Origin of the sequence: Gaiella sp. (genome assembly GCF_035710885.1) — a bacterium.
In the GTDB taxonomy this organism is placed as follows: domain Bacteria; phylum Actinomycetota; class Thermoleophilia; order Gaiellales; family Gaiellaceae; genus Gaiella.
Genome location: NZ_DASTCS010000026.1, coordinates 1 through 13,683, shown reverse-complemented (window position 1 = coordinate 13,683; position 13,683 = coordinate 1). Strand labels below are relative to the sequence as shown.

Annotated in this window: 12 protein-coding genes and 1 pseudogene; 7 read left to right on the top strand and 6 right to left on the bottom strand. The window is 70.4% G+C overall.

Annotated elements, in window-relative coordinates; all coding sequences use genetic code 11:
• The first annotated feature begins 6 nt into the window (after nucleotides 1–6).
• Together VFO26_RS05765 and VFO26_RS05760 are read left to right on the top strand one after the other, a co-directional pair.
• A complete protein-coding gene (locus VFO26_RS05765) occupies nucleotides 7–906 on the top strand; it encodes an alpha/beta hydrolase (protein ID WP_325113952.1) in 900 nt (299 codons plus the stop codon).
• Entirely contained in the window at nucleotides 903–1,550 is a 648-nt protein-coding gene (locus tag VFO26_RS05760; RefSeq protein WP_325113951.1) for an MOSC domain-containing protein, read from the top strand. The genes VFO26_RS05765 and VFO26_RS05760 overlap by 4 nt, the downstream gene beginning before the upstream one ends.
• Nucleotides 1,551–1,668: 118 nt before the next feature.
• Here VFO26_RS05760 and VFO26_RS05755 read toward each other — a convergent pair whose 3' ends face one another.
• The gene (locus VFO26_RS05755; RefSeq protein ID WP_325113950.1) at nucleotides 1,669–3,852 is read right to left on the bottom strand and encodes an MMPL family transporter; all 2,184 of its coding nucleotides are present in this window, start codon (nucleotides 3,850–3,852) and stop codon (nucleotides 1,669–1,671) included.
• A 224-nt stretch (nucleotides 3,853–4,076) separates the two neighbouring features.
• On the opposite strand from VFO26_RS05755, the gene VFO26_RS05750 reads away from it, so the two are divergent.
• Nucleotides 4,077–5,243 (top strand): sensor histidine kinase, encoded by a 1,167-nt coding sequence (locus VFO26_RS05750; RefSeq protein ID WP_325113949.1) that lies wholly within the window; start codon nucleotides 4,077–4,079, stop codon nucleotides 5,241–5,243.
• The gene (locus tag VFO26_RS05745; RefSeq protein ID WP_325113948.1) at nucleotides 5,240–5,926 is read left to right on the top strand and encodes a response regulator transcription factor; all 687 of its coding nucleotides are present in this window, start codon (nucleotides 5,240–5,242) and stop codon (nucleotides 5,924–5,926) included. Before VFO26_RS05750 ends, VFO26_RS05745 begins: the two co-directional genes overlap by 4 nt.
• Nucleotides 5,927–5,938: 12 nt before the next feature.
• Here VFO26_RS05745 and VFO26_RS05740 read toward each other — a convergent pair whose 3' ends face one another.
• Entirely contained in the window at nucleotides 5,939–6,808 is an 870-nt protein-coding gene (locus tag VFO26_RS05740; RefSeq protein ID WP_325113947.1) for a DUF998 domain-containing protein, read from the bottom strand.
• 108 nt (nucleotides 6,809–6,916) lie between these two features.
• Between VFO26_RS05740 and VFO26_RS05735 the strand changes: the two are divergent.
• Nucleotides 6,917–7,063 (top strand): annotated as a pseudogene (locus tag VFO26_RS05735) (LuxR C-terminal-related transcriptional regulator); the annotation flags it as partial.
• Between the two features lie 26 nt (nucleotides 7,064–7,089).
• Here VFO26_RS05735 and VFO26_RS05730 read toward each other — a convergent pair.
• A complete protein-coding gene (locus tag VFO26_RS05730) occupies nucleotides 7,090–7,977 on the bottom strand; it encodes a 2-dehydropantoate 2-reductase (RefSeq protein WP_325113945.1) in 888 nt (295 codons plus the stop codon).
• Nucleotides 7,978–8,153: 176 nt separating this feature from the next.
• Between VFO26_RS05730 and VFO26_RS05725 the strand changes: the two genes are divergently transcribed.
• Nucleotides 8,154–8,492, top strand: a complete 339-nt coding sequence (locus tag VFO26_RS05725) for a hypothetical protein (RefSeq protein ID WP_325113944.1) — start codon at nucleotides 8,154–8,156, stop codon at nucleotides 8,490–8,492.
• Between the two features lie 261 nt (nucleotides 8,493–8,753).
• Here the strand turns inward: VFO26_RS05725 and VFO26_RS05720 are convergent, their stop codons facing one another.
• From VFO26_RS05720 to VFO26_RS05710, 3 genes are read right to left on the bottom strand one after another with little or no spacing between them, the layout of a single operon-like run.
• On the bottom strand, nucleotides 8,754–10,160 hold the full coding sequence (locus VFO26_RS05720; RefSeq protein ID WP_325113943.1) for a glycosyltransferase: 1,407 nt from the start codon (nucleotides 10,158–10,160) through the stop codon (nucleotides 8,754–8,756).
• Nucleotides 10,161–10,219: 59 nt separating this feature from the next.
• Nucleotides 10,220–11,995, bottom strand: a complete 1,776-nt coding sequence (locus VFO26_RS05715) for a multicopper oxidase domain-containing protein (RefSeq protein ID WP_325113942.1) — start codon at nucleotides 11,993–11,995, stop codon at nucleotides 10,220–10,222.
• Between the two features lie 2 nt (nucleotides 11,996–11,997).
• The gene (locus tag VFO26_RS05710) at nucleotides 11,998–13,152 is read right to left on the bottom strand and encodes an NAD(P)/FAD-dependent oxidoreductase (RefSeq protein WP_325113941.1); all 1,155 of its coding nucleotides are present in this window, start codon (nucleotides 13,150–13,152) and stop codon (nucleotides 11,998–12,000) included.
• Between the two features lie 177 nt (nucleotides 13,153–13,329).
• Between VFO26_RS05710 and VFO26_RS05705 the strand changes: the two genes are divergently transcribed.
• Nucleotides 13,330–13,593, top strand: a complete 264-nt coding sequence (locus tag VFO26_RS05705) for a hypothetical protein (RefSeq protein WP_325113940.1) — start codon at nucleotides 13,330–13,332, stop codon at nucleotides 13,591–13,593.
• Nucleotides 13,594–13,683: the final 90 nt, after the last annotated feature.

Sequence of the window (13,683 nt, the reverse complement as noted above, 5' to 3'; positions counted from 1 at the left end):
AGTCCCATGGTCACGTATCGGACAGCCCAGGTCGACGGACTCTCCGTCTTCTATCGCGAGGCCGGCGACCCGGCGAGCCCGAAGCTGCTGCTGCTCGGTGGCTTTCCCTCCTCCTCGCACCAGTTCCGGAATCTGATCCCCGCGCTCGCCGACCGCTTCCATGTCCTCTCCCCCGACTACCCGGGGTTCGGGAACACGGACATGCCGGACGGTTTCGAGTACACGTTCGACCGGCTCTCCGAGATCGTCGAGGGCCTTCTCGAGCACACCGGCTTCCGCCCGTTCGGGCTCTACCACCAGGACTACGGTGGCCCGATCGGGAACCGCATCGTCGGCCGCCACCCCGACTGGCTCGAGTGGCAGGTGATCCAGAACTCGAACGCCTACGAGGAGGGCTTCACCGCCGCGTGGGACGGCATCCGCCACGCGCTCTGGGTCGACCGCAGCCCCGAGACGGAGGCGCCGCTGCTGCCGTTCCTCGAGCTCGACGGAGTCAGGCTCGTCTACACGCACGGGCACGCCGACCCCGAGCGGATCAGCCCGGACAACTGGAACATGGATCTGCATTTCCTGGAGCGCCCCGGTGCGCGCAAGGTGCAGCTCGATCTGCTCTACGACTACCGCACCAACGTCGAGCTGTACCCGCAGTGGCAGGCATTCCTGCGCGAGCACCGGCCGCAGACGTTGATCCTCTGGGGGGAGAACGACATCTTCTTCACCCCCGAGGGGGGCCGCGCGTACCTGCGCGATCTCCCGGAGGCGGAGCTGCACATGCTCGACAGCGGCCACTTCGCCGTCGAGGACTCGCTCGAGCAGATCAGCGCGCACATCAAGCGCTTCTACGACGAGCGGGTGGACGGGCGCGCGGCGACGGGTGCGGTCGCGCAGGTGGGGAGCGCCCGATGAGGGTGCTCTCCGTCAACGTCGGGCTCCCGCGTGTGGTGACGTGGAGGGGCAAGCCGGTCACGACCGGGATCTACAAGGAGCCGGTCGAAGGCCGCGTGCCGGTCCGGAAGCTCAACCTCGACGGTGACCGCCAGGCCGATCTGCGGGTCCACGGGGGCCCGGAGAAGGCCGTCTACGTCTATCCGTCGGAGTTCTACGAGCTCTGGCGGAACGAGCGACCTGAGCTCGACTTCCCGTGGGGCCAGTTCGGCGAGAACCTGACCACCGAGGGCGTCGTCGACGGGGACGTCAGCGTCGGCGACCGCTACCGCGTCGGAACCGCCGAGCTCGTCGTGACCCAGCCTCGCCTCCCGTGCTTCAAGCTCGGGATCAGGATGGGCAGCGCCGCGTTCGTGACCGAGTTCCTCGAGCGTGGGCGCCTCGGCTTCTACCTCGCCGTCGTCCGCGAGGGCGAGGTCGAGGCGGGAGACCCGATCGTCGCGCTCGCCCGGGACCCGCGCGGCTTCCGCGTGACGGACGTCGCGCGTCTCTACGCCCGAGACCACGACGACGTCGAGGGCCTTCGCCGCGCAGCCGCCCTCGACGTCCTCCCCGAGAGCTGGCGCGGCTATTTCGCGCGGAGGCTCTCCGCCCGCGCCGCGTGAGCGACGGGTGAGACGGGCGGCCGAGGCGGCGCGGGGGAGCCCGCGCGCGCTGTCGCCGAGCGGGTCCCGGGAGGGGTTCCCGGCCGCGGGGAGCCGCGGCCGGGAACCGTGCGGGGGACTACGCCGAAGCGGGAGCCGGCTTCGCCTCGGGGGCCGGCGACGGCTCCTCGTGGTCGAAGCGCGGCAGCCACTGGAGCCAGGCGGGGAGGTACCAGTTCCGCTCGCCCAGCAGCTTCATCGTCGCGGGCAGGAGCACTGCCCGAACGATCGTCGCGTCGATCAGGATCGCCACGGCGAGCCCGACGCCGAACTGCTTGAAGAACAGCATCGAGAGCGTCGCGAAGATCGAGAACACGAAGACCATCACGACCGCGGCGCTGGTGACCACACCGGCAGTCCGCTTGATCCCGTTGGAGATCGCGTCGTCCATGCTCTCGCCCCGGTTGTACAGCTCCCTGATCCGGCCGAGGACGAGGACGTGGTAGTCCATCGAGAGGCCGAACAGGATCACGAACAGCAGCAGCGGCACGACGGGCTCGATTCCCGAGGTGGAGCTGAAGCCGAGCAGCCCCTTCCCCACGCCGTGCTGGAAGACGATCACCAGCACGCCGTAGGCCGCGGCGACGGAGAGCAGGTTGAGCAGCATCGCCTTCGCCGCGACGACGATCGAGCGGAAGGCGACCAGCATCAGCGCGAACGCGAACAGGAGCACGAACGCCACGACGGGCAGCAGGTTCGACTTCATCTCGTCGCTGCCGTCCTGCCATTGCGCCGCGAGCCCGGTGACCCCGGCCTCGACGTCCGGCAACCCCCCGACGGTGTTCGGCACGATCTCGTCGCGGAGCACCTCGAGCGCGGCGACGGCTTCTCGATCGGTCGTCTTGCCGTCGATCGGGATCGAGACGTTCGCGACGGTCCCGCTCGCGTTGACGTCGACCGTGATCGGCTCGTGCATGCGACCGCTCGCGAGCGCCCGCTGCTCGAGCCGCCGGATCGCCTCACGGACGACCGGTGCGTTCACGTTCGGCGCCTGGACGACGACGTTGGCGGGCAACGCCGTCCCCGGGAACGCCTGCTGCATCTTGGTGTACGCCTGGATGACGGGGAGCGACTGCGGGAACGTGTCGGGCCCCGGCGTCGCCATGCGGAGCTGGAGCGCCGGAGCGGCGAGGGCGAGAAGCAAGCCGCCTGCGACGACGGCCGAGAGGAGCGGCCGCCGCAGCACACGGTCGACGATCGCGCCCCAGACGCGCCCTTCGCCCTTCGTCTTCCGAACCCGGCCGACGAGCGGCACGCGCGCCCGGTCGACCCGGTCACCGAGCTTCGACAGAAGCGCCGGCAGCACGGTGAGCGAGCCCAGCATCGCGATCGCGACGACCGTGATCGCTGCGACGCCCAGCGACGCGAAGGTCTTGTCGCCGGTGAGGAACATCCCGGCCATCGCGACTATCACGGTCAGGCCGGAGATGAGGACCGAGCGGCCGGACGTCGCCGCGGCGGCCTCGAGGGCGGCCTGCTCGCTCCGCCCGGCGGCCCGCTCCTCGCGTTCCCGCTTCAGGTAGAACATCGAGTAGTCGACGCCCACCGCGAGGCCGATCAGAAGCACCAGGGCGGGTGCCTGCATCGCCACCGGGAAGATCGCGCTCGGCAGCGCGATGAGCCCGAACGTCGCGAACACTGCGGTCAGGGCCAGGAGCAGCGGGATGCCCGCGGCAACCAGGGCCCCGAACGCGAGGACGAGGATGATCAGCGTGATCGGCAGGGAGAGCAGGCCGGCCTTGCCGAGGTCGTCGGCGTAGGCGGTCACGACCGCGTCGATCTTGCTCGCGTCGCCGAACTCACCGACGAAGACCGCCGGATGAGCCGCCTGGAGCTCCTCGACCGTGTCGAGGACCGGGCCGATCTTGTCGACGGCCTTGTCGGGGTCGCCGCGGATCTCGAACTCGACGAGGGCGGCACGCCCGTTCGGCGCGATCTGGCCCGTGTTGCGCGAATCGAGCGGCGACCGCACGTTCTGAACGACATCCAGCTTCGAGAGCCTCGCCACGACGTCCGTGATCGCCGCCCGGAAGGCGGGATCGGTCGTCGGGAGCGTCGGGCTCTGCACCAGGACGCTCTCGCCGGCAGGCTGCTGGAACCCGGCGTCGAGGATCCTGTCCATCCGGCCGGACTCGCCCGGCCCTGGCTCGCTGTCGTCGATCGACGTCATGCCGACCGCGCCGCCGAGCGCGAACGCGACGAGGACGAACGCGAGCCAGCCGAACGTTGCGGTCTTCCAGTGGGCGGCGCTCCACCGGCCCATGCGGGCTGCAAGGTTGGATCCGCCGCTCCGATCGTTGTGGTGTCTCGTACCTGACATGGCCTCTCCTCCTTCGAACTCGCTCGACTTGTTGTGTGATCGACGCTAGGAGGGCCGCGGCGCGGCGACATCGTCGGAAGGCCGGATCTTGCTCTCGGACCCGCCGACGATCCGGAGTCCTACTCAGGTAGGAGGCAACGAGCGAGGCCCTGGAGTACGTTCCGCCCGTGAGTCGGCTCGGGCACCTGGCACGCACGTACGCGCTCGACGCGCTGGTCGCGCTCCTGGCGCTCGAGGCGATGCTCGAGGTCACACTCAGGCGCGAGGCGGAGAGCGCGCCGCGCACGACCCTGTGGTTCTGCATCCCGGCGCTCGCGCTGATGGCGCTCCCGTTGGTCGCGCGACGCCGCTACCCGTTCGCCGCTCCGGCCGCCTACTGGCTGCTCGCCGTGGCGCTCTCGTTCGTCGACGGACGGCTGGTCACGTTCATGACCAGCGTGTTCGTCATCGGAATGGCGGCGTCGTTCCTGCTCGGCAACCTGCGCGACGCGCCCAAGGCGCGGATCGGCCTGGCCGTCGTTCTCGGCGGCGCGGCGATCGTCGTCTACAACCTCCCCGATCACTCGGCCGCCGAGCAGGTCTTCATCCCGCTCGTCTTCGGGATCAGCTGGCTCGCGGGGTTCGCCCTGCGGGGGCAGTCCGAGCAGGCCGAGGCGGCGGAGGCACGCGCCGCGGTGGCCGAGCGCGAGCGTGAGACAGCAGCGCGCATCGCCGTCGCGGAGGAGCGCGCCCGGATCGCGCGCGAGCTCCACGACATCGTCGCCCACGCGGTCAGCGTGATGGTCCTCCAGGTTGGCGCCGTCCGGCACAAGCTCCCCGATGCGCTCGCCGACGAAGCCGAAGCGCTCCGCGGCGTCGAGCGGACGGGCCGTTCCGCGCTCGCCGAGATGCGGCGTCTCCTCGGCGCGATGCGACGCAGCGGCGACGGCCTCGAGCTCGGCCCCCAGCCGGGCCTCGCCAGTCTCGACGTGCTCGTCGAGGAGGTGAGCCGCGCCGGCCTTCCCGTCTCGCTGCACGTGGACGGTGAGTCCTCGTCCCTGCCGCCGGCGATCGACCTCTCGGCGTATCGCATCGTCCAGGAAGGCCTGACGAACGCACTCAAGCACGCCCGCGCAAGTCACGCCGACGTGACGGTCCGCTACGGGGCCGACGTCGTGCAGCTCGAGGTGCGGGACGACGGCGTGGGCGCAGCGAAGGGCGACGGCCTCGGCCACGGCCTCGTCGGCATCCGCGAGCGCGTCAAGATCTACGGTGGGGAGATGAACGCCGGTGCGGCTCCCGAGGGAGGCTTCGTCCTCACCGCGCGCCTCCCGCTCGAAGGCCACGAGTCGTGAGCATCCGCGTCCTCGTCGCGGACGACCAGTCGATGGTTCGCGCCGGCTTCCGCATGCTGCTCTCCGGCGAGGACGACATCGAGGTGGTCGCCGAGGCGAGCAACGGGCTCGAGGCGGTGGACAAGGCGGCCCGCTTCGATCCCACCGTCGTCCTGATGGACATCCGCATGCCCGAGCTCGACGGGCTGGAGGCGACCCGACGGATTCTCGCCGCCGACGAGACCGCCCGGATCCTCGTCCTGACGACGTTCGACCTGGACGAATACGTCTACGAGGCGCTCAAAGCCGGTGCCAGCGGCTTCGTGCTGAAGGACGATCCCCCCGAGCAGCTGCTCGCCGCGATCCGCACGATCGCCGCCGGCGACGCGCTTCTCTCCCCGGCCGTCACGAAGCGGGTGATCGAGCGGTTCACGCGCATTCCCCAGCCCACGCCTCCGACGCAGCTCGAGGACCTGACGGAGCGCGAGCTCGACGTGTTCCGCCTGATCGCCCGGGGGCTCTCGAACGCCGAGATCGGCAAGGAGCTTTTCATCAGCGACACGACGGTCAAGACGCATATCACGCACATCCTCCAGAAGCTCGACCTGCGCGATCGAGTCCAGGCGGTCGTGCTCGCCTACCAGGCAGGTCTTTTCGAGGGGGACGCGACGCCCGGCGCTTCCGACGATCGGGCGCCTCGCTGAGGCCCCTCTCCGTCACGCCGCACGCTCATCTCGGGTCGAGCAGACCGCGACTTTCGGCTCCGATCCCACCGTCGTGGGTTCCTGCGCGACCGCGTCCTTCGTACGGCCGTTGGCACGGGCCGCGAGGCGTCGACCGAGGACGGCGATGGCGAAGACCACCAGCCACAGCTGGTAGCTGTAGACGGCGATGCGCTCTTTGACCCCGACCCACGGCGTTGCGAGGTTGTCGGCGATCGCGGCGCCGTCCATCCCACTCCACGCGGAGAACACCAATGTCACCAGGACCGTGGCGGCCGTGTAGAGACGGAGCCGCCGGCCGAACGTGCCGGCACCGAGACCGATGATGACCAGGAGCAGGCCGCCGGCAATCGGGAGGCCGACGAGGTGCAACGTGTCGGTGAGCGATTCCTCGGCCTCGCGGACGTGCATCGAGCCGAACGGCACCGACCACAGCGCGTTGAGGCCCAGAAGGACGAGCGCGGCTCCCACCACTCGCAGCCTGCGATTCAGTGACGCCGATCTCCAGACCCCAACGCCGAACCCGATCAGGAGCGAATAACCGACGAGCCCGAGGACGATCGTAAGGGTTCTCGTCGGGGACCCGATGGCGTTCAGCTCGCTGATCGTCTGGTCGCGAAAGCTGTAGCCCTCCCATCGCGACCCTGCGATCACGTCGCTCGCGGCGTAGACGAGCGGTGCGACGATGCCCAGGCCCAGCAACGCCTTGTCGACCGCCGTGGGCTCGTTCCTCGCGAGCACTGCGCCGGGCACGCCGGAGACCGCGATCGCCGACCTGACAGGGTGGTCCTTCTCCTTCGGTACCGGCGGGGGCGGACACGTCGCGACGGCCCGGTGCTCCTTGGTAGGAAGCTCCGTGCGCACAAGCGATCATCTCCTTCCCTAACCAGCCAAGCATCGCCCGGCCAAAGCGTCGTGACATCGGGGAGGGCGCTGATCCTCGTCGTGGTTGTCCCGCGAGTCGCCTGTGCGGGGATCGCCAGGCAGCTCTGGCTCACGGCGAAGACCGTCGAGGCGCACGTGCGCTCGATCCTCGGCAAGCTCGATCTGCCGCCCGACGGCGACACGCACCGCCGCGTCGTCGCCGTGCTCACGTACCTGCGCGCCTCGGCCGTGTAGGGCTTGCGGCACCGCCCAGGAGCGCGTCAGACGGCGGCCGACGACAGGCGCGCCTCGACGAGGCGGACGAGCTCGCCCGTCGCCGGCGTCGGGATCCCGTGCCGGCGACCGCCGCGCACGATCGGGCCACCGATCGCGTCCAGCTCGAGCGGCCGGCCGGCGTCGAAGTCCTTCTGCATCGAGGTGCGCATCTCGCCGCCGGAGAACCCGATGAACTGGCGCCGCAGCTTCTGCGCATCGAGGCTCGCACCCTCGGCGAGCGCGACCGCGACTGTCTCCTCGTGGCAGCCCACCAGCCGCAGGTTCCATTCGTCGTCGCCCTGGACGGCGCCCACCGACCCGCCGTGCGCAGTCGTGGCGAGGGCGAGCGGCGCGAGGAACGCCAGCTTCTCCCAGAGGAGCGTCGGCTCGTCGGCTGCGAACGCGACCTCGAACCCCGCCGCGCGCAGCTCCTCCGCGATGTCGGCCTGTCTCGGGCCCGGTGCGAGAGTCACGTGCGCGAACGGCGACCTCTGGCGGACGAGCCCCGGCTCCACACGCTCCGACTCGACCCTGATCGCCGCTGCGAGCACGCGCTCGTAGCGATCGCGCAGGAGCGCGACGTGGTCGATCCCGTTCAGCAGCGGAACGACCACGGCACCCTCGACGCGCTCGGGAGGAGCGAGCTCGAGCGCCCCGCCGAGCTGCGTCGCCTTCGGAGTCACCCAGAGGACGTCGACGTCTCGGTCGAGCATCGACGCGGTCGGGACATCGACCGCGAAATCGCCGAGCACGACGCTCTCGACGCTCAGGCGGCCCGGATGCCGCGCGAGGGTCTCCTGCCGGAGCAGGAGGAGGACGTCGCGGCCGTCGCGCGCGAGGGCCCCGCCGATCAGGCCCCCGACCCCGCCTGCTCCGAGAATCGCGTGCAGCACGCGACCGATGGTACGGCGGCCGCGCGGGCGGCATCGGGGCATGCGGGTCGAGCTCGAGGTCTTACGACCAATGGCCACTTGCGGGCGCGACCGAGGCGCTGCGAGCGTCGGAGCGTGCAAGTGCGGAAGCCGCGGCGGCGGCCCGCAGTCCCCGTACACGACCGAAGGAGACCACGGTGAAGACACGCGTTGCCCTGCTCGCGATCTGCGGGCTCTTCCTCACCGCCGTGCCCGCCATGGCGGCGACACCGACGATCCGGGGGACCGTCGGCCCCGGTGACACGATCGGTGTGTCCGTGAAGCCGAAGAAGGGTGGCACGTACCGGCTGGCCATCCGGGACAGTGCCGACGAGCACAACTTCCGCCTCCGCGGCCCGGGCGTCAACGTGGCCACCTCTGTCGGCGGAACCGGCACGAAGACGTTCACGGTCAGGCTACGGCCGGGCAAGACGTACAGGTTCGTCTGCGACCCGCACTCGGACGAGATGCGCGGCTCGTTCACCGTCCGCGGGTAGCCCAGGCACCGATCGATGCAGGCGCCGGGACGCCTCCGGCGACGCCGAGGCGTCCCGGCACCGTTCACCGCGAGGTCAGGAGGAGGGTTGTGGCTCGAGGCGAGAAGAGGCTGCGGCCTCGAGGTAGAGGCCCGATCGAAGAGAAGCGGGCAGGGCGAGCCCGGCGGCCTCGACGGCCGTCGGAAAAGCGAAGCTCACGCACCCTCTCGATAACGGGTCAGGGCTCGTCGCGCATCGGTAGAGACCCGCAACGCCGCGCCTTCAGCCGGCTGCGACGAGCTCCGTGATCAGCGCCGCGTACTCGAGCAGGTGCCGGTCGCCGAGGAAGTGGCGCTCGACGTGGCTCCGCGCGTTGCGGCCCAGGCAGTCTGCCTCGATCGGGTCTCGCAACAGCCGCTCGACCGCGTGGCCGAAGCTCTCGAGGTCGCGCGGGTCCTGGACGAGGAGACCCGTCTCCCCATCTGCGATCTGATCGACGATCCCCCCGACCGCGCTCGCGACCACCGGGCGGCTTTTCCACATCGCCTCCGCCACGGTCAGGCCGAACCCCTCGGCGAGGCTCTTCTGGACGACGACCGTGGCGTGCCGCTGGAGCGCGTTGATCACGAGGGCGTTCTCGACCGGGTCGTCCATCGGGACGGTGGCGAGGTCGACGCGCGCCCGGACGGCTCGCGGCAGCGCCCGCCACCGGGCGACCGTCTCCTCCCAGAGCTGCTCGCCTTCGGGATCGTCCGCGACGCCGCTCACCGCGGGGCCGACGAGCGCCAGCCGCGCGTCCGGCGCCGTGACGTGGCGGGCGAACCCCTCCAGCACGCCACCCATGTCCTTGATCCGGTCCCAGCGCGAGACCTGGACCACCAGGGGAGCCCGGGGATCCGCGGGGGGCCCCTCGCGGACGACGTGCGCAGGGCTCCGGACGCGCTCGTCGGGATGGACGCCGTCCGCAGCGACGAGCCCCGCCCCGACCAGCACCGCGAGCACTTCGTACGGGGCCAGATCGCTGTTCTTCGGCGCGAACGGGTCGATCGAGGGCGGGATCACCCGCAACCGGGCGCGGTCGATCCAGCTCGGGGCGAACGCCTCGCGCGAGAAGACGTGCGCGTCGGCGACCTCGACATAGGGGCGGACGAACTCCCATGCGCGCTTCGTCCACTCGTTCGACCCGTCGTAGCCGACGTGGCACCGCCAGACGACGCGGGCGCCGAGCTCGCGCAGCGGAGCCATGAGCCCCGCCGGCTGCGGGTCGTGCACGATCACGATGTCGCCGCTGCGAACCGCGCCGCTCACACGCGAGACGTTCTCTGCATTCGCCCTTTCGTAGTGCTTCCGCTCGGTCGCGCCCAGAGGCCCCCCGTCCCCGGAGGAGCCGTAGAGGCCGTTGTGGATCCGTTTCGTGATCGCGAAGAACTCGGGGTCGCCGGCGATCACGAGCCAGTCGGCGTCGATCCCGACGCCGCGTGCGTAACCGAGCAGCGTTCCGAGCATCTCCGCGACGCCGCCGCCGCTGGCCGTCGAGTTGACGTTCACGATCCGCCGGCCCTCGAGCGGCTTTCGCAGGGCGTTCGCCCCCGCCAGGAGCTCCCCGACCCGCCCGGCCCCGATGATCGGCTCCAGGCGCCGTGGGTCGATGGGGGTTACGTCGACGTACCAGTCCGGCCGTGGCGACACCCGGCGCATTCTCTCGGACCCGGAGCCCAGGGCGTGGTCCTCCGGCAGGAGCGATCAGCTCATGCGAGGACCTCGAAGCCGAGCATCATCCCGCTCTCATGGTGCTCGGCGATGTGGCAGTGGGCCATCCACCGCCCCGGGTTCGTCACGTCGAGGAGGATGTCGACGACCTCTCCGGTCCGAACGAGGACGGTGTCCTTCCACACGAGATTGGGCTCGACGACGCCGTCACGGGCGAGGACGACGAACCTGCCGGCCCCGTGGACGTGGAACGGGTGCGGCATGGGATGGTCGGAGTCCATCTCGTTGACGAGGCGGATCTTCACCTGATCGCCGACCCGGAACTGCCAGTCGATCTGGGCGTTCTCGGCTCCGGTGTCTCGGTCGACGAGCTTCCAGCGCATGTTCGCCGGGGTCGTCATCCGGTTCACCTCGACCATGTCGTCCTCCCACTCGATCCCCTGCGCCGTGTCGTGCGCGTGGCCGCGGGCATGGTGCGATCCCTCTCCTGCGTGGTCGTGGTGGTCGTGCGCTCCGTGATGATCGTGCGCCTCGTGCGTGTGCTCGTGGTGCGCGTGCCCTTGGGGCTCGCGCCCTGCCTGGGCGGGCATCAGCTTCATGCCGCACTTCGGGCATCGGTCGGGCGTCTCGCTGACGACCTCCGGGTGCATCGGGCAGGTGTAGGTCACCGCGACCGCGAGCAGCTTCATCCCGCACTCGGGGCAGCGGCCCGGCTCGTCGCTCACGACCTCGGGATGCATCGGGCACGCGTACACGGCGTCCCCCTCGGGAGTCCCCATGTCCATCTCGGCGACGAAGGCGAGCGTCTTGTCGGGCGGAGCGTCCACGAACGGAGCCAGCCGCTCCCGCAGCGCCGCCATGTCTGCGTTCGTCCGCAGCACCTCGAACTCGTGTGCGAGGGCCGGAGCCGCGGGCTCGTCGCTCACCGTGATCCCCGCCAGCCGATACGAGCGTTCCGGCGTGCGGTGCTCGAGTGTCACGTGACCCGGCTCGCCGAACAGGACGTCCACGACGACGCGCTCGGAGGGAGCCAGGAGCACCTCCTCGACGAGCTCCTCGTGCTCGTAGTGCCCGCTGTCCCCGCCGACGAGCTTCATCCGGGTGCCCGGGATCGCCACGTTGAAGACACGCGTGTTCGCCGTGTTCGTGAGGTAGAGGCGGACAACCTCGCCTCGCTTCGCCTCGAGCGTCAGTTCCGGCTCGCCGGCGACGAGCATGGCGTTGCCGAAGCGGCCCATGGCCACGTGCGTCGTCTCGTCGCCGAACGCCGCAACCGCACCATCCTCGATCAGGATGTCGTCCAGCGTGAGCAGCACCTCGCGGTTCACGGCGGGCCAGTAATCGGGGTCGGTCGGAACGACGAGGATGTTGCCGTAGAGACCGAGCTCCTGACCGTAGTCCTCGCGGATGTGCGGGTGGTACCAGTACGCGCCCTCGTCGGGGCAGTGCACCTCGTAGGTGAACGTCTCCCCGAACGGGATCGGCGCCTGCGTGTCGTGCGTCCCGTCGTAGCGGTTCTCGAGCCTGAGCCCGTGCCAGTGCACGGTCGCGTCGAGGTCGCCGCGGTTCGTGACGTGGACGGTGACGGTCGCGCCTCGAGAGACCTCGAGTGTCGGGCCGGGAATCGAGCCGTTGTACGCCAGCATCCGCACGACGGCGTCCCCGATCCGCTTGCTCACCGGCGCGATCTCGAGCTCGAGCTCGTCACCGTCGCTCAGGGGCACGACCTCCGCGCGGCGGGCCTCCGGAAGGCCGGCCGTCTCCGTCGGGAATCGACCCCTCACGTCCGTCTCGCCGGTGCGTTGGTTCTGCATCGCTAGCTCCCTCCCTTCGCGGTCGCCGCCGCGCCGGCCGTGCCCGCGCGACGGCGCTCCGCTCCGCTCGCCGGGCTCTGCGCGTGCTCGATCCGCTCGGCGATGAATGCCGCGTCGTCGGCGACCCAGCCGAGCAGCGCCGATCCGCGCGTGTGCTGCCACGTCAGGCCGAGGAAGTAGAGGCCCGGCGCCTCCGTCACCCCCCGCCGGTGGCGAACATGCCCGCTCGGATCGAAGATCGGCGCCTCGATCCACGAATGATCGGGGCGGTAACCGGTCCCCCAGATCACGGCATCGACCTCGAGCTCGCTCCCGTCGGCGAAGCGGACGATGCGTCCAGAGGCATCCGTCGCCCGGGCCCTGAGCTGGACGCCGTGCCTCCGACGGAGCTCGCGAGGGCTCGAGCCGATCAGCGCGTCCTTCTGGCTCAGCCGTCTCCCGAGCCGCGACTCGACCGTCGTGCCGAGCAGGCGCGACTTCGTCAGCCACCAGAACAGGTCACGGCCGAGGAGCCTCTGCGGCAGCGGTGTCTGACGCGAGCCGACGGAGAGGTGGACGTTGCGGGTCGCCGCGAGCTCCTTCGCGATCTGGTAGCCGGTGTTGCCGCCGCCGACCACGAGGACCGTGCCCTCGGGCAGGTCTCCGGGGCTCCGGTAGCCGGTGCTGTGAGCCTGAAAGATCTCAGGTGCGAGCCGTGTTGCGAGCTCCGGGACGTACGGCGTCTGGAAGGGGCCCGTGGCCACGACCACCTGGTCGGCCGCGATCGTGCGGCTCTCGGTCTCGAGGAGGAACCCGTCGTCGACTGTCCTGAGCCTTCGGACGCCGTTCGACAGCTCTACAGGGAGCTCGAAGCGCTCCGCGTAGTGCTCGAGGTAGCCGATCACCTCGTCCCGCCCCGGATACCCGTCGGGGTCACCGGGGAAGGCCAGTCCGGGCAGGCTGCTGTAGCGACGAGGCGTGAACAGGGTGAGCGAGTCCCAACGCGCGCGCCACGCGGCGCCGACCAACCGGGCTCGCTCGGCGATCAGGAACTGCCGCCCTGCGCGCCGCAGGAAGAAGCCCATCGTCAGGCCGGCTTGACCGGCTCCCACCACCACGACCTCGTAGCGCGCGCTCGCGTCGTCCCTCACCGCGCGATCTGCCCGCCGTCCGCTCACACACACCGCCTACCCCGAGGCTTCGCGACGAAACGCACCACGAGGGTTCGATTTCCCGAACCCCGAAGACGCCGGTAAGCCGCCGGACGATAGGACGGGGCACCGCCTTATCGGGCAGGCCCTGCGGTGAAAGCCTGCGGGCATGAGGACAGGCGACGAGACCCGAAAGGAGCGGCGATGACGAGCGTGACCACACCCAGCGACGCGAGAGAGCTCGCCTTTCGGGCGACCGACGGCGTCGAAGTGACCCTGCTCTGGCATCAGCACAACGACTACGTGAGCGTCACGGTCTTCGACTCGAAGACAGGCGAGAGGTTCGAGCTCGTGCTCGACGACGGAGAGAGCGCGATGGACGTCTTCCACCATCCCTACGCCCATGCCGCAAGGCGGGGGCTCGACTACCACCTTCGCTCGGGCGAGTACGAGCTCGCAGCTGCCTGAGACCTAACGGCCGGTGTCGGAGCGCCCCCACCGAGGGCCGCCCCGGCGCCGGCTACTCGCGCCGCAGGTCGAGGTGGCTCCCCGGCGGTT